The organism is Pseudomonas moorei (assembly GCF_008801475.1).
Taxonomy (GTDB): Bacteria; Pseudomonadota; Gammaproteobacteria; order Pseudomonadales; family Pseudomonadaceae; genus Aquipseudomonas; species Aquipseudomonas moorei.
This window is the reverse complement of record NZ_VZPP01000007.1, coordinates 109,610-129,578: the sequence shown is the minus strand read 5'-3', so window position 1 is coordinate 129,578 and position 19,969 is coordinate 109,610. Positions and strand designations below refer to the sequence as shown.

The 19,969-nt window shown below is 61.8% G+C and carries 18 protein-coding genes and 2 pseudogenes; 10 read left to right on the top strand and 10 right to left on the bottom strand.

Features of this window, described 5'->3' with window-relative positions; translation table 11 throughout:
- Nucleotides 1-186: 186 nt before the first annotated feature.
- From F7R06_RS15080 to F7R06_RS15055, 6 genes and pseudogenes are all read right to left on the bottom strand, one after another.
- On the bottom strand, nucleotides 187-951 hold the full coding sequence (locus tag F7R06_RS15080) for an ABC transporter ATP-binding protein (RefSeq protein WP_007936956.1): 765 nt from the start codon (nucleotides 949-951) through the stop codon (nucleotides 187-189).
- 16 nt (nucleotides 952-967) lie between these two features.
- The gene (locus F7R06_RS15075) at nucleotides 968-1,678 is read right to left on the bottom strand and encodes an ABC transporter permease (RefSeq protein WP_090319936.1); all 711 of its coding nucleotides are present in this window, start codon (nucleotides 1,676-1,678) and stop codon (nucleotides 968-970) included.
- Nucleotides 1,675-2,403 carry an ABC transporter permease gene (locus F7R06_RS15070; RefSeq protein ID WP_090319933.1) on the bottom strand — a complete coding sequence of 243 codons (729 nt, stop codon included), beginning with the start codon at nucleotides 2,401-2,403 and terminating at the stop codon, nucleotides 1,675-1,677. The genes F7R06_RS15075 and F7R06_RS15070 overlap by 4 nt, the downstream gene beginning before the upstream one ends.
- 82 nt (nucleotides 2,404-2,485) lie before the next feature.
- A pseudogene (locus F7R06_RS15065) lies at nucleotides 2,486-2,578 on the bottom strand (ABC transporter substrate-binding protein); the annotation flags it as partial.
- Nucleotides 2,579-2,899: 321 nt separating this feature from the next.
- Entirely contained in the window at nucleotides 2,900-3,304 is a 405-nt protein-coding gene (locus F7R06_RS15060) for a DUF488 domain-containing protein (protein ID WP_090319930.1), read from the bottom strand.
- A 5-nt stretch (nucleotides 3,305-3,309) separates the two neighbouring features.
- Entirely contained in the window at nucleotides 3,310-4,122 is an 813-nt protein-coding gene (locus F7R06_RS15055) for an AraC family transcriptional regulator (RefSeq protein ID WP_090319927.1), read from the bottom strand.
- 134 nt (nucleotides 4,123-4,256) lie between these two features.
- Here F7R06_RS15055 and F7R06_RS15050 point away from each other — a divergent pair, with 134 nt between their 5' ends.
- The 3 genes from F7R06_RS15050 (at nucleotide 4,257) to F7R06_RS15040 (ending at nucleotide 7,664) form a co-directional block, all read left to right on the top strand.
- Entirely contained in the window at nucleotides 4,257-4,775 is a 519-nt protein-coding gene (locus tag F7R06_RS15050) for a carboxymuconolactone decarboxylase family protein (protein WP_090319924.1), read from the top strand.
- Between the two features lie 26 nt (nucleotides 4,776-4,801).
- Nucleotides 4,802-5,053, top strand: coding sequence for a glutaredoxin 3 (grxC, locus tag F7R06_RS15045; RefSeq protein ID WP_090319921.1), 252 nt, complete (start codon nucleotides 4,802-4,804; stop codon nucleotides 5,051-5,053).
- Nucleotides 5,054-5,279: 226 nt separating this feature from the next.
- Nucleotides 5,280-7,664, top strand: coding sequence for a DUF3772 domain-containing protein (locus F7R06_RS15040; RefSeq protein ID WP_090319918.1), 2,385 nt, complete (start codon nucleotides 5,280-5,282; stop codon nucleotides 7,662-7,664).
- A 30-nt stretch (nucleotides 7,665-7,694) separates the two neighbouring features.
- Here the strand turns inward: F7R06_RS15040 and F7R06_RS15035 are convergent, their stop codons facing one another.
- Both F7R06_RS15035 and F7R06_RS15030 read right to left on the bottom strand, forming a co-directional pair.
- Nucleotides 7,695-9,185, bottom strand: a complete 1,491-nt coding sequence (locus F7R06_RS15035) for an aldehyde dehydrogenase family protein (protein WP_090319914.1) — start codon at nucleotides 9,183-9,185, stop codon at nucleotides 7,695-7,697.
- Between the two features lie 60 nt (nucleotides 9,186-9,245).
- Nucleotides 9,246-9,635, bottom strand: a complete 390-nt coding sequence (locus tag F7R06_RS15030) for a c-type cytochrome (protein ID WP_090319911.1) — start codon at nucleotides 9,633-9,635, stop codon at nucleotides 9,246-9,248.
- Between the two features lie 361 nt (nucleotides 9,636-9,996).
- Between F7R06_RS15030 and F7R06_RS15025 the strand changes: the two genes are divergently transcribed.
- The 6 genes and pseudogenes from F7R06_RS15025 to F7R06_RS15000 all read left to right on the top strand — a co-directional run bounded on the left by F7R06_RS15025 (nucleotide 9,997) and on the right by F7R06_RS15000 (nucleotide 17,548).
- Nucleotides 9,997-11,319 carry an alginate export family protein gene (locus F7R06_RS15025; RefSeq protein ID WP_090319907.1) on the top strand — a complete coding sequence of 441 codons (1,323 nt, stop codon included), beginning with the start codon at nucleotides 9,997-9,999 and terminating at the stop codon, nucleotides 11,317-11,319.
- A 68-nt stretch (nucleotides 11,320-11,387) separates the two neighbouring features.
- Nucleotides 11,388-12,767: pseudogene (locus tag F7R06_RS31470) on the top strand (methyl-accepting chemotaxis protein); the annotation flags it as partial.
- Between the two features lie 27 nt (nucleotides 12,768-12,794).
- A complete protein-coding gene (locus F7R06_RS31465; protein WP_425415220.1) occupies nucleotides 12,795-13,625 on the top strand; it encodes a methyl-accepting chemotaxis protein in 831 nt (276 codons plus the stop codon).
- 313 nt (nucleotides 13,626-13,938) lie between these two features.
- Nucleotides 13,939-15,252, top strand: coding sequence for an amino acid permease (locus tag F7R06_RS15010; protein WP_090319901.1), 1,314 nt, complete (start codon nucleotides 13,939-13,941; stop codon nucleotides 15,250-15,252).
- The gene (locus tag F7R06_RS15005) at nucleotides 15,245-16,525 is read left to right on the top strand and encodes an aspartate aminotransferase family protein (RefSeq protein WP_090319898.1); all 1,281 of its coding nucleotides are present in this window, start codon (nucleotides 15,245-15,247) and stop codon (nucleotides 16,523-16,525) included. Before F7R06_RS15010 ends, F7R06_RS15005 begins: the two co-directional genes overlap by 8 nt.
- A 9-nt stretch (nucleotides 16,526-16,534) precedes the next feature.
- The gene (locus F7R06_RS15000) at nucleotides 16,535-17,548 is read left to right on the top strand and encodes a phosphotransferase enzyme family protein (RefSeq protein WP_090319895.1); all 1,014 of its coding nucleotides are present in this window, start codon (nucleotides 16,535-16,537) and stop codon (nucleotides 17,546-17,548) included.
- 171 nt (nucleotides 17,549-17,719) lie between these two features.
- Here the strand turns inward: F7R06_RS15000 and F7R06_RS14995 are convergent, their stop codons facing one another.
- Nucleotides 17,720-18,061 carry a DUF6124 family protein gene (locus F7R06_RS14995; RefSeq protein ID WP_090319892.1) on the bottom strand — a complete coding sequence of 114 codons (342 nt, stop codon included), beginning with the start codon at nucleotides 18,059-18,061 and terminating at the stop codon, nucleotides 17,720-17,722.
- A 431-nt stretch (nucleotides 18,062-18,492) separates the two neighbouring features.
- Nucleotides 18,493-19,005, bottom strand: a complete 513-nt coding sequence (gene hpaC / locus F7R06_RS14990) for a 4-hydroxyphenylacetate 3-monooxygenase, reductase component (RefSeq protein WP_090319887.1) — start codon at nucleotides 19,003-19,005, stop codon at nucleotides 18,493-18,495.
- A 262-nt stretch (nucleotides 19,006-19,267) separates the two neighbouring features.
- On the opposite strand from hpaC, the gene F7R06_RS14985 reads away from it, so the two are divergent.
- Nucleotides 19,268-19,897, top strand: coding sequence for a response regulator transcription factor (locus F7R06_RS14985; RefSeq protein WP_090319885.1), 630 nt, complete (start codon nucleotides 19,268-19,270; stop codon nucleotides 19,895-19,897).
- Nucleotides 19,898-19,969 lie beyond the last annotated feature (72 nt).

Genomic DNA, 19,969 nt, shown 5'->3' with positions numbered 1-19,969 from the left:
CGTATATGTGCTGGATTCCCAGGCGCCTCAAGTTGAAGTCAGGTGGTGGCGGTATGAGTGTTGAACGGCGTCGAGAATGATGGAACGCAAAGGATGTGTCGACTTTGGTGACAGGTTGAGCGAGGGCGTTTTGAGGGTTGAACCAGCGCCTTCGAGCGACCCTGCCATCGCTCGAAGGCGCTCCGGTTACTTCAGGTTGCCGCTGAGGAATTGCTGCAGGCGCTCACTTTTTGGGTTACCCAATACGTCCTCAGGCGCACCCTGCTCTTCGACCCGCCCCTGGTGCAGGAACAGCACCTGGTTCGACACTTTGCGCGCAAAGCTCATTTCGTGGGTCACCATGATCATGGTGCGGCCTTCTTCGGCCAGCCCCTGGATCACCTTGAGGACTTCTCCCACCAGCTCCGGGTCCAGGGCCGAAGTCGGCTCGTCGAACAGCATGATCTCCGGTTCCATGCTCAGGGCACGCGCGATGGCGACCCGTTGCTGCTGACCACCCGAGAGAAACGCCGGGTATTGATCGGCAACCCGCGCCGGCAAACCGACCTTGTCCAGGTAGCGCCGGGCGCGATCCTCTGCATCCTTTTTGCTGACGCCCAGCACCCGACGTGGGGCCATGGTGATGTTTTCCAGCACGGTCATGTGGCTCCACAGGTTGAAGTGCTGGAACACCATCGCCAGGCGAGTGCGGATGCGTTGCAGTTCATTGGCGTCGGCCACGCGCATGCCGTGGCGATCATGGACCATTTGAATTGGCTGGTTGTCCAGGCTCATGGCGCCGTCATTGGGCGTTTCCAGGAAGTTGATGCAACGCAGAAAAGTGCTCTTGCCCGAACCACTGGCGCCAATCAGGCTGATCACATCGCCGGTCCTGGCATTGAGCGAAACGCCCTTGAGGACTTCATGGTTGCCATAACTTTTGTGCAGGTTTTCAACGGTCAGTTTGTACATGAACAAGCATCCTGAATTAGTGAGCCGGGCCGAGGAAAGACAACCAACGGCGTTCAGCCAGGCGGAACAGGCCGACCAGGGAGAAGGTGACTGCCAGGTAGATCAACGCGGCAATGCCGAACGACTGGAAGGTCAGGAAGGTCGCCGAGTTGGCGTCCCGAGCGACTTTCAGAATGTCCGGGATGGTCGCGGTGAACGCCACGGTGGTCGAGTGCAGCATCAGAATCACTTCGTTGCTGTAGTACGGCAACGAGCGACGCAGGGCCGACGGCATGATCACGTAGGCATATAGCTTCCAGCCGGTCAGGCCGTAAGCCTTGGCCGCTTCGACTTCACCGTGGTTCATGCTGCGAATGGCCCCGGCGAAAATCTCCGTGGTGTAGGCGCAGGTGTTCAGGGCGAAGGCCAGGATGGTGCAGTTCATCGCATCGCGAAAGAACGCATCCAGGACTGGTTGAGCGCGCACGGCGGCCAGGCTGTAAATGCCGGTGTAGCAAATCAGCAACTGGATATACAGCGGCGTACCGCGAAACAGGTAGGTGTAGAACTGCACCGGCCAGCGCACCCAGACGTTGGTCGAGACCCGGGCAATCGATAACGGAATCGACATCACGAAGCCGAAGAAGATCGAGGCACTGAGCAGCCAGAGCGTCATGGCCAGCCCGGTGATGTGACTGCCGTCCTGGAAAAGGAAGGGACGCCAGTATTCCTGCAGTAGCTCGATCATCGCACGGCCTCCCGGGCACCTGCAGCGTAGAAGATTTCCATCCGGCGCAAGACGTAGTTCGAAACGGTGGTTATCACCAGATAGATCAAGGCAGCCAGGATCAGGAAGAAGAACAGCTGATAGGAGCTCTTGCCCGCGTCCTGGGCCACCTTGACCAGATCGGCCAGTCCAATGATCGAGACCAGCGCGGTGGCCTTGAGGATCACCATCCAGTTATTACTGATGCCCGGCAGGGCAAAGCGCATCATTTGCGGGAACACCACGAAGCGGAAGCGCTGGGCGCGGGTCAGGCCGTAGGCGGTAGCGGCTTCCATCTGCCCGCGGGGCACGGCGAGGATCGCGCCACGGAAGGTTTCGGTGAAATAAGCCCCGTAGATGAAGCCCAGGGTAATGACCCCGGCGCTAAAGGGGTTGATTTCGATATAGTCCCAGCCCAGTGCTTCGGTCAGGCTGGTGAGCCAGGTTTGCAGGCTGTAGAAAATCAACAGCATCAGCACCAGGTCCGGCACGCCGCGAATCAGCGTCGTGTAGAGCTGGGCCGGAACCCGCAGCAGTTTGACGTTTGACAGTTTGGCGCTGGCGCCGATCAGGCCCAGGCCAACGCTGACCAGCAAGGACAGAAAGGACAATTTGACCGTCATCCAGGAGCCTTCCAGCAACAGTGGGCCGAAGCCCTTGAGGCTGAAGCCTGACAGTCCGAGATTCTGCAATAGGATTTCTAGCATTGAGCAGCCCTACATCAATCAAAAAAGTGCCCATCCGCAGATGGGCGCAGGGTCATTATTTGCCGCTGTAGAGATTCAGATCGCCAAAACGCAACGCCTTGTACTCCTTGGCCGGCGCGGAACCGGCAGCCCTACACAAAGCCAATGCAGAAACGGTGAGAAATGTTTTTTTCATTGTTTTATTCCCAAGGACCATCGAAAGAACGTGTGCCGCAAGAGCGCGAGTACTGCGCGGCGTAGCGTCTTATGCACACGCAAGTACTTGTACAGACAAGCATATGCAATCACCCGGCCAATTCTCGGATTGACCGCTTGAGAAAGCGCGCACAGCGCTCTGGGATGGGCTTGGCAGGCAAGTGAGCGCAGGGGTGAAGCCACCTGGGAGATTGTTACCAACGCAGGTTTTCACACCCGGCTGGGGTATGCGGTAACAAAGTGTGGAATCAAGGGCGCCGACTTTCCAGACCGAAACATCAGAGGGCACACATATAACCGCTCAATAATCCGGAAACTCATCCCGCCAACACACGGGCGAACTGAAGCCCGCATACCGATCAAGTTCCTCCTCCAGCCATTGCGCGAGGACGAGCGCATGATTTTGCAGCGGGTCCTGGGCGGCGCAAACCAGGGTCAGCGTGCCTGTCTCGGCCAGCGGCAGCAGTGCCCACCAATGCGTCGGATGAGCCGCCAGTGCCTGTCGATACGCCGTCGCGAACTGCTCAAAATCCAGCTCGCCGGCCGTGAACCGCTCATGCAGATCAATCGAGGGAGCAAGGTCGGGCAGCCAGGCATGCAGCGACGCCGGGGCCTTGGGCCAATGGCGTGGCCACAGGCGATCGACCAGGACACGTCGCCCATCGTCGGCGGCAACAGGCTCATCGGCATGCTTGCACTGGATCATCAGCGCTACCCTCTCCACTCCCGTGGACTCACCCCGGTTTTACGCCGAAACGCCCGGGCCAGTGCCGAGGGGCTTTCGTAACCGACCTCTTCGGCGATCAAGGCAATGGGCTTGCCTTCGCGCAAGCGTTTCTGCGCCAGGCTGATGCGCCAGCTCACCAGATAATCCACCGGAGTCTGCCCGACCACCCGCCGGAAATGCTCGGCGAAACTGGCCCGCGACATGTTGGCCGCCACCGACAGTTCCGCCACGCTCCAGGCTTTGCCGGGCGCTTCGTGCATGAGGTTCAGGGGACGTGCCAGCCGTGAGTCGGCGAGACCGGCCATCATCCCCGGCTGTTGATTGCGGCTGCTCAGCATGTGCCGCAGCAACAGAATCACCAGCAGCTCGAACAGGCGGTCCATGACCGCTTCACGGCCGCAGGTGCCGTCGAAAGCCTCCTTGAACAGCCACTCAAGGGTGCTGGCCAGGGCCGGGATCTCATCAAGTTTCAGCACCATGTAATCCGGCAACGCGGCGGCCAGGGCATTGCCCGAGCCGCCGTCGAAGTTCAGCGAGGCGCAGACCAACTGGGTGGCCGAGGCTTGCGTCGCGGACAAGCGGTGACGATAGGGCCGTGGAAAGAAGATCAGCGTCGGCTCGGTGATGTCCAGCGCTCGCTCATCCGCCAGTTTCAGGGAAACCTCGCCGGCCTGCAGCAGGTGCAGATGACCGCACGACTGGCTGCCATCGAACGCCGAGGTGCCGCAAAACGTGCCGCTGTGAAAGGTGCCGGCATTGACGCCGAAATGCGTGAGCAACGTGGACAAGCGATCCATGGGGAGGCTCCCGAGAACAGTTCTGGACGATCTGTCGCATATCGTCGACGATTTGCACCCAATAGACCAGTCCAGATCACTAGCATGAACTCCGTACCCAGCGCCTGTCGCGCTAAAATCCTCGGAGAATCATCATGACCCGCATTGCCCCTCTCAGCCTTGAACTTGCCACCGACGCCACCCGCCCGCTGCTGGAAGGCGTGCAAAAGAAAATCGGCTTCCTGCCCAATGTGTTCAAAGTCCTGGCCCACGCCCCCGCCGTACTCGCCTCCTACCTGCAAAACTCGGCGGCACTGGGCAAGACCTCCCTGAGCGCGAAGGAAAAGGAAGCGATCTTCCTAGCCACGTCCCAGGTCAACGGCTGCGACTACTGCCTGGCGGCCCACACGTTGTTTGCCGGCAAGGCCGGGCTCTCCAGCCAGGACATCCGCAGTGCCCGTGAAGGCAAGCTCGATGCCTATGCCCTGCTGGCACAGCAGATCACTGAAAGTCGCGGCCATTTGAGCGCCGGGCAGATTGCAGCGGCGCGCGCCGCCGGTATCGACGACGGCAAGATCGTCGAAGTGGTCGCCCATGTCGCTTCGCAAACCTTGACCAACTACCTGAACAACGTCGCGCTGACCGATATCGACTTCCCGGCCATCGATGCCTGAGCCACTTCAAGAACGGAGAACCAACCATGAACACCGTGACCCTGTACACCACCGACACCTGCCCTTACTGCCGCAGCGCCAAGTCCCTGTTGGCGAGCAAAGGCATCAACATGCAGGAAATCAACATTCAGACCCAGCCGGGCAAACTCGAAGAAATGCTCAGCCGCAGCGGACGGCGCAGCGTGCCGCAGATTTTCATCGGCGACACGCATATCGGCGGCTTCGACGACCTGGCCAAGCTCGATCACCAGGGCGGTTTGATGTCGATGCTGGCCTGAGCCCGGACTGTCCAGAACCAACACCAACCTGTGGCGAGGGCGTTTGTCGGAGCGCCGAAGCAGCCCCAAAAAGGGGACTGCGATGCAACCCGGCGCAAGCAAGCGCCCTCACCACACCCTCGGGATACCGGCCATCGCCCGGCGCATCCGACCAAACAACGCTCTAACGTGCGCGTCATGACCTAACCTCATAGGCTAAATGACTCACCACCGGTCGAGCACGCCTATGCGCAATGCCTTGCAGTTCGTGATGTTCATCGCCTTCGTGCTACTGGCGCCGGGCAGCGCAATGCTGGCGGCGCCCATGCCCGATGTCCCGACCCCCGGTGCGAGCAGCGCCGTCGTCAGGGTTACCGACAGTGATCTGGAGACACTGCAAGGGCAACTCAACAGCCTCAAACAGCAGGTCTCCCAAGTCAGTAACTACAACCAACTGGAAACCCCGCAGGATTTGGTTCAGGTGCTGATCAAGGAGGCTGATCGCCTGTCGGCACTGCTATTGCCCGAACAGGCGCAATTGCAGTCTCAACTGGGGGTGCTGAGCCCTGCGCCGCTGGCCGAGGCCGATCTGGAGAAGTCCGACATCGCCAGCCAGAGGGCGGCGCTCAGTGAGCAAAAGAACAAGGTCGATTACAAGCTGAAAACCCTGGCGGCGATCAAAGCCAGTGCCGCCGAGTTGCTCACCCAGATTGCCGCCATTCGACGCAGTCTGCTGGAAACCGAAGTGACCCAACGCACCCGGAGCATCCTCAATCCCTGGTTCTGGGCGCCGCTGTTCGATCCGCCCGCCGACGACCGGCAACGGCTGGTCGACTTCATGCAGCAGGCGGGCGACACCTTGCATTCGGTCTGGCAACCGGGCAAGCGCTTCCTGACCTGCGTGCTCGTGATATTCGCCGCGCTCCTGTGGGGCCTCGGCCGCCGGCTCGCCGAACGAGGACTGACCTGGCTGTGCATTCACCGGATGCCCGAGGGGCGATTGCGCCGCAGCACCCTTGCGCTCGCGTCGGTCATCGCCACGGTGCTGACCGCCGGTATCGCCCTGCATATCCTGTTCTTTGCCCTCACCCGCGAACTGCCGTTGACTCCGCAACTGGTGGGGTTTTCCGAGGATTTCGAAAAGATCGTGTACACCTGCGTGATGATTACCGGTTTAAGCCGCGCGCTATTGTCCACGCAGCATCCTTCATGGCGCCTGCCGGACATTGCCGACGAGGTGGCACTGGCGCTCAAACCCTTTCCGCGGCGCTTGGCCGCCGCCCTGCTGGTAATGGTGTCACTGGCCCAATTGACCAACGCCACCGGCATGAGCACGGAGGTCGTGATCTCGGTCCGGGGACTGGTGGCGCTGGTGATCTCCACCTTAATCGGCACGATCCTGTTGCGAGTCAGCAGAACCCGCCGGGCCATGGTGGTGGCCGGCGCCGCGCCAGAGGGCGGCCGGACGCTGGCCGGCGTGGTGTATGCCTTCGCCAGTATCGCGACGGTGGTCTCGCTGCTCGCCCTGTTTGTCGGCTATGTGTCGTTATCGCGCTTCATCACTTACGAACTGGTCTGGCTGTTCATCATTTTTGCCGGTTTCTATTTGCTGATACAGCTGCTGAAGGACGGCTGCGAGTATCTGTTTTCGCCTCGGCAACCCACCGGCAAGACGCTCAAACAGTTGCTGGGCATTGGCGATACGCGCCTGGAGCAGATCTCGGTCATTTTGTCCGGCGTCGGTCGCGCCGCCCTGTTACTGATCGCTTTCATCTCGCTGCTGGTCGGCGGGGTGGGCTCGACACTCGGGCAACTGGCCAACAACATACTGGCGATGCTCGGCGGCGACGGCCTGCGCAAACTGAACATTGTCCCGGCCAACCTGCTGCACGGCGTGCTGGCGCTGCTGATCGGCATCTATCTGGTGCGCACCCTGAGCCGCTGGCTGGACAACGAATTGCTGCCGAAAACGGAAATGGACCCCGGCATGTGCGCTTCGCTCAGCACGCTGTTTTCCAACATCGGCTATGCCCTGGTGATCCTGCTGATGCTGTCGTCCCTGGGGGTCAAGTGGACCAACCTGGCGTGGATCGTCAGCGCCTTGTCCGTGGGGATCGGCTTCGGCCTTCAAGAGATCGTCAAGAACTTCGTCTCTGGCCTGATTCTGCTCACCGAACGCCCGGTCAAGGTCGGCGACCTGATCAGCATCAGCGGGGTTGAAGGCGACATCCGCCGGATCAATGTGCGGGCCACCGAAATACAACTGGCCGACCGCTCGATCGTCATCGTGCCGAACTCGCAATTGATTTCGCAGAACCTGCGCAACGTCACCCTCGGCGGCAGCGCCCAAGGCGTGGCGATACTTGAACTGACCTTCCCGCTGGACATCGACCCCGAACAGGTGCGCAACCTGCTGTACGACACTTTCTGCGAGCACGAATCCATCCTGGAAAAACCGATGCCGTTCGTGCGCTTCAGCCAGCTCAAACCGGAAGGCATGACGTTGACGATCACCGGTTACGTCGCCAGCCCGCGCACGGTCGGCTCGATCAAGAGCGAACTGCTGTTTGAAATACTCAAGCGACTGGGCGCCGCCGGGATTGAACTGGCGAAGCCGCCACCGGCGGCGTGATGCCCGATCACGCCGCCAGCGCCCCTTGCATCAATGCGCGATGCACACCGATTTGAGCTCGGTGTAGGCCTCGATCACCGCACGACCAAACTCGCGACCCATGCCCGATTGCTTGACGCCGCCGAACGGCATCGCCGGGTCGAGCAGCACGTGAGCGTTGACCCAGACCGTACCGGCTTCGATGCGTGGCACCAGGTTCATGGCTTTGCTCAGGTCGTTGGTCCACAGGCTGGCGGCCAGGCCGTAGCGGTTGTCGTTGGCCAGTTCGATCACGGCCTCTTCATCGTCGAACGGCATCACGCCCAGCACCGGTCCGAACACTTCTTCGCGGGCCACGGCCATGCTGTGGTCGATGTCGGCGAGGATCGTCGGCTGGACGAAGAAGCCGTCGCCTTCGACCAATTCGCCACCCGAGACCACGCGTGCGCCTTCCCGTCGAGCCAGTTCGATGTGCTTGAGCACGCTTTGCTGTTGTTTGCGCGAGACCAGCGGGTTGATCGCAGCGTCACCGTTCATGCCCGCGCCCATCGGCATCGCCGACACCGCCGCCGCCAGGGCTTCGACGAATGGGTCGTGGATCGAGCGATGCACGTAGAAACGCGAAGCCGCGGCACACACCTGGCCATTGTTCAGCAGACCGCCGAGGATCGCCCCTTGCACGGCTTTCTCGATGTCGGCGTCGGCGAGCACGATCATCGGGTTCTTGCCGCCCAGCTCCAGGGAGAAACGCGTCATGTTGGCCATGCACGCCACGCCGACGCTTTTACCCACAGCGGTAGAGCCGGTGAACGAGACCTTGCTCACCAGTGGATGCTGGGTCAACACGCCACCGACCGAGGCACCGCCACCGGTCACGACGTTGAACACACCTGCCGGAATGCCGGCTTCGAGCGCCAGTTCCGCCAGACGCATGGCGGTCAGCGGGGTTTCCATGGCCGGCTTGATGATCACCGTGCAACCGGTGGCCAGCGCCGGCATCAGTTTCCAGGCGGCGATCAGCAGCGGGAAGTTCCACGGCACGATGCCGACCACGACACCCACCGGCTCACGCTTGGTGAAGGCGGTGAACTTGGCACCCGGTGGCAGCGGGATCGACACGTCGAACGTCTGCCCTTCGATCTTGGTCGCCCAGCCGGACATGTAGCGCATAAACTCCACGGTGGCGTTCAGGTCCAGGGCGCGGGCCATGTTGATCGACTTGCCCTGGCTCAGGGTTTCCAGTTGCGCCAGTTCCTCGGCGTGCTCTTCCACCAGGCGGGTGAAGTTGAGCAGGATGCGCTCGCGATCTGCCGGGCGCAGTGCCGACCAGACCCCGGACTTGAATGCCTTGTGCGATGACTGCACGGCTTGCTCGATGATCTCCAGGGGTGCATCGAGGGTTTCGCAGAGGGTCTGCCCGGTGGCCGGGTTGACCACGGCAATGCGCTCGCCTTCGGCAAACACCCACTGACCGTCAATGAAGCAGCCATGGCGGCGTTCGATAAATGCAGCCACCTGCGGCAGGATTTCAACGTTGCTCATAATTCACCTTTCAATAAAACCGTTCGGTGTGAAGGTAGGGTCAGCCAGGAAGCCGGCCGCTTAGTGTTGTTCTTTGAGGAAGCACACGACCGCCTGGCGATCGTCCGCCGAAGCCAGGCCCATGTAAGGCATGTAGGTGCCAGGCACGTAGGCCTGGGGCTGAGTGATCAACTGCGCGATGTTCTCGGCTTGCCAGTCGATGTTCTTGTTACGCATGGCTTGCGAGTAGTTGAAGCCTTCCAGCGAGCCGGACTTGCGCCCGACCACACCCGCCAGGTTCGGCCCCATCATGCCGGTCGCGCCTTTGGTCACCGAGTGGCAAACCCCGCATTCATTGGCAAACACCTCGGCGCCGTGGCGTTGATCGGGGGCGCAATCGGCTGCCAGCGCCGCCTGGGCCACAGTGAATGACAGCAAACCGATAAGGGGCAAACGCAGGGAGGTAAACATGGGAAACGACCTTGAAAATCCGCGCATTCGCCAGCAGGCGAACGCCAACTCTGAAAGTGCCGGGGCAACGGTGCTCCGGCAGGGTTGATCAGGATTGTCGGTGGTCGGTGATTCGCAGGTTTTTCCCTGCGTGCCAGTTGTGTTGGCGGGTCTGCCAGATCGCTCGAATGTACCTTCGCTTTTCCCTGTGGGAGCAAGCTCGCTCCCCACAGGGAAACAAAGCAGCAAAAATTCCTTGCCATGCAATCTGGCAAGCACAACCAACTAATTGGCAAACAGGAAAAAGGGCGAAAGGAATCCGGACCTTAGTATCTAAAAAGACCGCAAACCTGCGCTCAAGAACAAGAACGGATGTCACGCCATGCTCAAGTCCCCCTTGCTTCGACTCTCTACCCTCGCGCTGATGATCAGCGCAGGTCAGGCCGGAGCCTATGAACTCTACGCCGATAGCGACAGTCACCTGAACGCCACTCTGGAAGCGGTTTTCGGCATTTTCCACAGCCAGGAAAACTACGCCCTGTCGGGCCGTCTCGATGAAGGTTCGTCGTCGTGGCGTGAGGGTTACATCAAGTACGGCCTGAGTTTCGACAAAGGGCTGGCCGGTGCCGGCACTGCTTACGGCGCGGGCAACCTGCTCAGCTCCGGCACCTGGGGTGACGGCGATGCCGCCGGTTTCAGCGACGGTTCGGAACGCACCACCAAATTCGAAGACGCCTACCTCGGCTGGCGCTCGAGCGATCTTTTTCCGGTCCTGGGTACAGACGGTATCGACCTGTCGTTCGGTCGCCAGAACATCGTGGTCGGCGACGGTTTCCTGATCGATGGCGACGCGCTGAACATGGGCAAGGGCCTGGCCGACGGTGAGTTCAATCGCGGCGGCGCCTACTGGCTGGCCGCGCGCAAGGCGTTCGACGAAACCGCCGTGCTGCGTATCGGTGGCAAGGAAGGCTGGCGCGGCGACCTGATGTGGCTCAAATCCGACAACCGCGCCCAGGCCAAGACCGAAATGTATGTCGGCACCCTGGAACACGTGGCCGAAGCCGGCACTGTCGGCCTGACCTACATCGACACCACCGATGTCGACGAACAGTACGCCTCCCCGGCGCAACTGGAACGCGACGGCATGAAGACCTACAGCCTGCGCGCAACGGGCAATGCCGGGGTCAAGGACCTGTTCCTCTCCGGCGAATACGCCAAGCAGGACAAACCCCACGCTGCCAACGAAGACGCCTGGTACCTGGAAGCCGGCTGGACGTTTTCCGCCGTGCCATGGACGCCCTATGCCAGCTACCGCTACAGCCGTTTCTCGGAAGGCTACGACACCCTGTTCTACGGTTTCAGTCGCGGCTTCGGTACCTGGTTCCAGGGTGAAGTGGCAGGCAACTACGCCGGCCCGTTCAACACCAACTCGCGCATCCAGCAACTCAAGTTCACCGTCTCGCCGCTGGCGAATCTGAACCTCGGCGCGATGTACTTCAACTACGACACCATCGACCGCAACCTGGGCAACACCGATGGCCACGAAACGGATCTGTACGCCGAGTGGCATGTCAACGACCACCTCACGGTGATGCCGCTGATCGGCCTGTTCCAGCCGGACAAGAGCGCCGATCAGGGCGGTACGCAGTTGGGCAACAACGACAAGAACGTCTATAGCCAGGTTATTTTCGCCACGACGTTCTGATTCGGCCTGCCCCCCCTGTAGGAGCGAGCTTGCTCGCGAAAAATATTTGGACAACGCGTTCATTCAGGATGTGCGCGTCATCGTTGACGTCCATCGTCGGAGCGCCGCCCGGAGCAGGCTCGCTCCTACAGGGGGACGCGTTGCCGGCATCAGTGCTTTCAAGGAAAAAGGCATTTCCCATGCAGAAAAAATTCCTCACGATCCAGAGCAAAATCACCCTGCTCGCCGGCCTCTGCCTGCTGTTGGTGGTGGGTTTGCTGATGGGGCTGTCACTGTACCAGACTCATCAGAGCAGCCAGCAGGTGGCCGAGGCCAGCGGCAAAATGCTCGCCGACGCGGCCAGGGAACACATGCAGGCCCTGGGCAAGGTGCAGGCCATGCAGGTGCAACGCACCTTCATGCAGACCCACGAATTTGGCCAGGGGTTGTCGCGGTATTTGCTTTATCTGAGGCAACTCCAGCATCAGGGGACCCTCACCCGCCCCCAACTGCGCCAGGCGCTGAGCACCCAGCTTCACCAAGCCCTGATCGACAAGCCCGACCTGCTCGGGCTTTACGTCATTTTCGAGCCGGACGCCCTGGACGGTGCCGACGCCGGTTTCGCCAATCAGGCGGACCTGGGCAGCAACGAAACCGGACGCTTCTCGCTCTACTGGGTGCAAAGCAAACCGGGCGAGTTGCAAGCGGTGATCGGTGACGAAGGCCTGCTCGCCAACACCGAGCCAGGCCCTAGCGGCGCACCGTACAACGCCTTCTACACCTGCGCCCGCGACACCCGCCAGGCGTGCGTTCTGGAGCCCTACTTCGACGAAGCATCCGGCAGCCGCAAACTGGTAACCAGCGTCGCCTTCCCGCTGCTGGAGAACGGCAACGTCATCGCCGTCGTCGGTCTCGACATCAACCTCGCCGCGCTGCAAAAGGACAGTCAAACCAGTGCGCTGCAATTGTTCGACGGCCACGGCCAGATCAGCATCGTCAGCCCTCGCGGGGTGATCTCCGCCAACAGTCAGGACGTCACTCGCCTGGGTCAGCCGATGGACAATGCCGAGGTCATGGACGCCTTGCGCCAAGGCCGACCGAAGGTGTTTGTCGACCCGCAGCAGATCAAGGTCCTGGAGCCACTGCCACCGATTGCCGGGGCCGCGCCCTGGGGTGTGCTGGTGGGTGTACCGCAGGAAGTGTTGCTGGCACCGGTGAGCGCCCTGCAACAGCAACTCGATGCCCAAGGCGTGAAAAGCACCGCACTGGAACTGCTGCTGGGCGGCGGCTCGGCCCTGCTCGGCCTGCTGTTGATCGGGTACACCGCGCAACGCATCACCCGCCCGCTGCAAGCGCTGACGCGGGTCATGGAGGACATCTCCCTCGGCGAAGGCGACCTGACCCGTCGCCTGGCCGTGCAATCGCGGGATGAGATCGGCCAGTTGGCCACCGCGTTCAACCGCTTCGTCGAACGCATTCACCACTCGATTCGCGAGGTGTCGTCGGCAGCCCTTGGCGTCAACGAGGGGGCGCGGCGGGTGCTGGAGGCATCCCATTCATCCCTGAGCAATTTCGACGATCAGTCCACCCGCACCAACAGCGTGGCCGCCGCGATCAATCAGCTGGGCGCCGCCGCCCAGGAAATCGCGCATAACGCCTCCGACGCCTCGCAGCAAGCCTCCGCCGCACGGCAACAGGCCGAGGACGGTCGCCAAGTGGTGGAGCGCACCATTGAAGTGATGAACGCGCTGTCCGGCAAGATCAGTGCGTCGTGCGCCAACATTGAGGTGCTCAACGACAAGACCGTGAACATCGGACAGATCCTCGAAGTGATCAAGGGCATCTCGCAACAGACCAACCTGTTGGCACTCAATGCCGCGATCGAAGCGGCGCGCGCCGGTGAAGCGGGCCGTGGATTTGCGGTAGTCGCCGACGAAGTGCGCGGCCTGGCCGGGCGCACCCAGACCTCGGCGCTGGAGATCCAGCAGATGATCGAAGAGCTGCAAGTGGGTGCGCGGGATTCGGTGATCACCATGACCGAGAGCCAGCAGCACAGCGAAGAAAGCGTCAACATCGCCAACCTGGCCGGCACTTGTCTGGGCAGCGTGACCCAACGCATCGGCGAGATCGACAACGTCAACCAATCCGTCGCTGCCGCCACCGAGGAACAGACCGCCGTGGTCGAGGCTTTGAATGTCGACATCACGCAGATCAACACCCTGAATCAGCGAGGGGTGGAGAATTTGCAGTCGACATTACGGGCCTGTACCGAGCTGGAGCAACAGGCTGCGCGGTTGAATCAGTTGGTGGGGAGTTTCCGGATCTGAGATAGAGGTCGCCTGTCAGTCCGCCATCGCGAGCAGGCTCGCTCCTACAAGTGACCGCGTTCTTATAGGCGACTCGGTCTAATGAGGGAGCGAGCCTGCTCGCGATGGGGCCGGCACATTCAACCACTGTGTCAACTGACACCCCACCAAATCTGGCACCCACAACCAACCACATGGCATGCGCACAAACAGGCCGCAGCGCACCCCGCGCGTAGTATCGAAGTCGACCCCAGCGATTGGGCGTGAAACAACGCTGAACCCCCTCCATTTTCACTAAAACAATAAATCGGCCTTCGGGTCGCGGGAGACTTGTGTGCTTAAGAAAAGTGCTTTGGGCTGGCCCAAGATTGCCGGCCTTGGAATTGCGTTGGTGGTGGCCGGGCAGTTTTCCGGCTGGAACTTCGGACTGATGGCCGGCGGCTGGCTGAACATGCTGATCGCCACCTTGTTGATGGCACTGCTGTGCGGTGGACTGGCGCTGTGCGTGGCGGAATTGTCCACCGCGCTGCCCAGCGCCGGCGGTGTATTCGTCTATGCGCAAAGTGCTTTCGGGCCGTTCGTGGGTTACCTGGTCGGCGTGGCGTGCGCGCTGGCGTTGACCATCGGCACCGGTGCGGCAGCCACCTTCATTTGTGCCTATACCGAGTCGATCTTCGGCCTCGGTGGCTGGCCGGTGAAGATCGCCTTGTTCGCGGTGATCATCGGTTTCCACCTGCGGGGCGTCGGCGAGGCCATGGGCCTGACCTTCATTGCCGGTGTCATCGCGGTCGTTGCCTTGCTGACCTTCGGCGTGGCCATGGCACCCCATGTCGAACTGGCCAACCTACTGAAGATGCCAGTCAATGCCGGACCGGCGATTAGCCTGGGCGGCATTTTCGCCTGTGTGCCCTTCGCCATCTGGTTGTTCATCACCGTTGAACAAACCGGCTCGGCGGCCGAAGAAGCCGACAATCCGGGGCGCAGCATGCCCCGCGGCATCCTCGCAGCGGTGGGCACTCTGTTGGTGACAGCTTTGGTGGTGCTGGTCTGCGCCCCCGGCGCCGGTGGCGTTGAAACGGTGGGCAGCGCGGGCGATCCGCTGTACGCGGCGATGTCCAGCAGCAATGCCTTCGGTGACGGCTCATGGCTGGCCAAGGTGATTGGCTGCGGTGCCGTGTTCGGCCTGATCGCCACGTTCTTCTCGTTGATTTACGCCGCCTCCCGGCAACTGTTTGCCATGGCCCGCGATGGGTTGTTCCCGCAGTGGCTGGGCAAGACCGGCAAACGCGGCACGCCCTACCCGGCGCTGCTGCTGATCGGCGCCATCGGCCTGCCGTTGTCCGCTATCGATCCGGCCACGGTGATGCTCGCGGTGGTGTTGCTGCTCAACGTTTGCTACCTGTTCATTTTTGCCGCCTACCTGCGCATCAAACGCAGCCAGCCCGACCTGCCCCGTCCGTTCACTCTTGCCGGCGGCACCGTGGTCGCCTGGCTGGGCCTGGCCCTGACCCTGGTGGTGATCGCCGCCTGCTTCCAACTGGACACAATGATGCTGATCGCTCTCGCGGCGACCTTCACCCTGTGCCTGCTCAACTTCCTGCTGCGCACCCGCCGCACCCACGCCGTCGAGGTTCCGGACCATGCCTGAAGACACCCTGCTGCAACGCCGCCATCGCGTCCTCGGCAGCGCCTCACCACTGTTCTACGACAAGCCCTTGCACCTGGTACGCGGTGAAGGCGTCTGGCTGTTCGACGTCGACGGTCGGCGCTATCTCGACGTGTACAACAATGTGCCGTGCGTGGGTCACTGCAACCCCCGTGTGGTCGAGGCCATGCACCGGCAGGCCAGCACGTTGAACATCCACACCCGTTACCTGGATGAGCACGTGGTGCGCTACGCCGAGCGCCTGACCGCGACCTTCGCCGAGCCGCTGGACACCGCGATGTTCACCTGCACCGGCAGCGAAGCCAATGAACTGGCGCTGCGCCTGGCGCGTTTCGCCAGCGGCGGCACCGGCCTCATCGTCAGTGACTACAACTACCACGGCAACTCCGCGTCACTGGCCGAAGTGACCACCGCCCTGCCCTCGCCGGAACCCTTCGCCAGCCATGCGCGGGCGGTGCCGATTCCGTGCCTGTACCACGCGCCGGCCGGCACCACCGAATCGCAACTGGCCGAGCAATACGCGGCCAATATCGCCGCCGCCATTGCCTCGATGCAGGCCCGGGGCATTCGTCCCGCGGCGCTGTTGATCGACACCCTGTTCGCCAACGAGGGCCTGCCACGGGTGCCGGCCAGCTTCGTCAACAAGGCAGCGGCGTTGATCCGCGCCGCAGGCGGATTGTTCATCGCCGATGAAGTGCAGTCCGGTTTCGGTCGCACCGGCGATCATCTGTGGGGGCATCAGGCCCACGGCGTAGTGCCGGACATCGTCACCCTGGGCAAACCGATGGGCAACGGCTACCCGCTGGCGGGACTGATCACCCGCAAGGCGCTGGTGGAGTCGTTCGGGCGCAGCGCGATGTACTTCAACACTTTCGGCGGTTCCCCGGTGGCGGCGGCGGTCGGCATGGCGGTGCTGGACGAGATTGAACACCTGCAACTGCTGCACAACGCGCAAAGCGTCGGCGCTTACGTGCAGCAACGCTTGCACGCGCTGGCGGCCAGGCACTCGATCATTGGCGATGTGCGCGGCAAGGGCCTGTTCTTCGCCATGGAGCTGGTGGGCGACCACGCCAGCAAGGAGCCCGCCGGGCTCGAAGCGCGCAAGGTGGTCAACGACATGCGCGACAACGGTGTGCTGATCAGCAAGATCGGCGCCGGCGACAACATCCTCAAGCTACGCCCGCCGTTGGTGTTCAACCGCGAACACGCCGACCTCTTCGTCGACACCCTGGACCACGCCCTGAGCGCGATTTGAGGCCCTGCCATGACTGATTTCCATGCTCTGAACCATGACCAGCAAGTCGCCCGGCTGCACGACCTGGCGCGCCATGCCCTGCAGCACTGGGACGGCCAGTTCGCCGACATTGAACTGGTCAAATTCCGCGAGAACGCGGTGTTCTCCGCGCGCCGCCATGACGGCCAGCGAGTGGCCTTGCGCATCCACCGCAATGGCTATCACGGCGAAGCGGCGCTGCGCTCCGAACTGCAATGGATGGAAGCACTGGCCAGTGCCGGCATCACCGTGCCGCAGATCATCCGCACGCAGAATGAAAGCCACCTGATCGAAGTCACTCACCAGGAGCTCGGCGACCGCCACGTCGACATGCTCGCCTGGTTGCCCGGCGCCACCGCCGGCACTTCGGAGGCCGGGGTGCAGGCCGATACCGAAATCGATTTTCTGTTCAATGAGGCGGGTGCGCTGGCCGCGCGCATTCATCTGCATGCGGCCCAGTGGCAGCAGCCGGACGAGTTCGTGCGGCATGCCTGGGATGAGGAAGGTTTGATCGGCGCCACCCCGTTCTGGGGGCGCTTCTGGGAGCTGGAACAACTGAGCGAGGCCCAGCGCGACTTATTGCTACAGGCCCGGCGCACGGCGCGCACGGACTTGCGCCGCTATGGTCGGCACCTGGGCAACTTCAGCATGATCCACGCCGATCTGGTGCCCGAGAATCTGCTGATCGAAGGCCCGCGTCTACGCTTGATCGACTTCGACGATGCCGGATTCGGCTGGCACATGTTCGAACTGGCCACGGCTTTGTACTTCTGCCTGGACGATCCGCGTTTTGAGCAGATCAAAGCGGCACTGCTGGCCGGCTACCACGCGGTCAAGCCGCTGACCGAGGCGGATCGCCAGACCCTGGCGCTGTTTCTGATGCTGCGTGGTACCACCTACCTGGGCTGGATTCATACCCGCCAGGGCACACCGACGGCGATTGAAATGGCGCCGATGCTGATCGAACGGGCTTGTCGATTGGCTCGGGAATATTTGCAGGCCTGATACACCGCCATCGCGAGCAGGCTCACTCCCACATTTGATTTCAGCAGCGCACATATTTTGCGTTCACTGAAGATCATTGTGGGAGTGAGCCTGCTCGCGATGAGACCGTCATATTCAACATCACCGGCGACTGACCGTCCGCCATCGCGGGCAAGCCCGCTCCCACAGGGATCAGCTGTGGGGCGCAGGTTCCGGTGGGTCGAGCTGATCCAGTGCCCGATTCACCACCAGTTCCCCCAGGTTGATGACTTGCGCAATGCCCAGCAGGGTGTTGCGGTTCCTGCCTTCCGTCCGGTCCGCCAGATCCATGGTCATGACATTGGCCGACGCCAGCGAATCACAGGCGTGGGCCAGCAAGGTTTCCAGATCGAGTTCCGGGTTGACGATGAATGTCGTGCAGAGTTTGCGCGGGGTGGCGCGGATGTCGGCGGCTGAGGGGATGCGGTCGGTGGGGTCGTGAGGGTTCGGTGATGTCGGATCGGTATCCGGGGGATTGGGTGTGACCTTGAACATAGTGCAGCTCCAGTACTTGCTAAATGGGAGCCATCACTCTCGCTACCAAACGAAGGTGGTGGCCATACACAGGTTGGTAGACCGGAGTACTGGAACCGGCGCCCCCAAGGAGGCCCTGCGCATGACCACCATATATTTCAGCGACCTGAACCAGCGTCTGCCTGCTTTGGCGTTGCGCGCCGTACTAAGGGCTACCAAACCCGATCACTGTTTTATTCAGTGACCGGAAAACGATAGAGCCCAGTCCCAAAGCGCCCAAGCCGGCGGATACTGGCGTACCTGTAGGCAATGCCGCAAGCCGCTGTAGCTTTCACCAAGTAACACCTACAGCCGTTAAACACATCCCTCAAGCAGACGCATTTGTGGCGAGGGAGCTCGTCGGAACCCCGCACCGTCGCGCTGGGCTGCGAAGCGGCCCCCCATCCGGTCGATCAGCAATGCGCCCCGGCATGCTCCACGCGATGAAACAGGCGGTTGAAATACACCAGGCTGTCGCGTGGTTCCCGTACGCCCACCTTCGTCAGCTCAACGAACATCACCGAGTGCGAGCCCACTTCCTTGCACTCGCTGATTCGCCCTTCCAGCTGCACCAGGGCATCGCGCAGCACCGGCACATCGGCGGCGCCGTCGTCCCACAGGTCCCAGGCGAAACGCTCGGCCATGGGCACTTTGGTCATGCCGGCGAAGTGGCGGGCCAGCTCTTCCTGTTCACCGCACAGCACGTTGATGCACAAGTGGCCGTTGGTGCGGAACACATCGTGGGTGGCGCTGTTGCGGTTGACGCACACCAGCACGGTGGGTGGCGAATCCGTCACCGAGCACACGGCACTGGCGGTGATGCCGCAACGACCGCCGGGGCCATTGGTGGTGATGATGTTCACCGCCGCAGGCAACTGCGCCATGGCGTTGCGAAAGTCGATTTGCTGCTGGCTCAGGTCGGCCATGTCGATGCCCCTTCCTTCAGGAGGACCGCCATTGCGCGGCCCGTAGGTGATGGAACAAGACTAAGGCCCCGCTCGCGGCGCAACCATTCTGACGATCCCCATGCCGAGGTTGGCTTTCCGCTAGTCGACTAGGTGGTTTCTTTATCGTCATGGCCGGTGACAGTGGGTATTCTGCACACTGGCTCCAAAAAAGATGAGCCGATGTGCGCCGCGCGTGCTCGCGTGCGAAAACAATAATTAGAAATTCTCGTGGCAGCCCCTGATGGAAACCCGCAAACCGATTGTTTACATCGTTGACGACGACAAAGACCTGCGCACTTCGCTGGCCTGGTTGCTGGAGTCGGTCAGCGTGCAGGCGCAGTGCTTTGCCGGCGCCGACGAGTTCCTCAACCAGTACGATCCCAAGCAGCCGGCCTGCCTGGTGCTGGATGTGCGCATGCCGGAAACCAGCGGTTTTCAGCTGCAGGAAATCCTCAACCAGCGCGGCAGCACCCTGCCGACCATCTTCGTCTCGGCCCATGGTGACATTCCGATGTCGGTGACGGCGATGAAGAACGGCGCGCTGGACTTCGTCGAGAAGCCCTACAACCCGCAGCAGATGATCGACCGCATCCAGGCGGCGCTGAAGACCGCCGTGCACGCCCAGGCCGATCAGGAGCAGCGCCGGAACCTGCAAGGCAAGCTGGCGCTGCTGACCAGTCGCGAGCGTGAAGTGTTGATGTTGGTGATCGATGGCAAGGCCAGCAAGGTGATTGCCCGGGAGCTGAACATCAGCGTGAAAACCGTCGATGTGCACCGCACCAAGATCAAGGAAAAGATGGGCGTGACCAGCATCGCCATGCTGGTGCGCGAAGTGCTGCATTTGCCGGTGGATGAGCCGGTTCGGCACTGAGGTACAACTGCCAGGCCGCCATCGCTGCGATGCGGCGACCCGACAGGCCAGCTCCCACAGGGGATACACGGG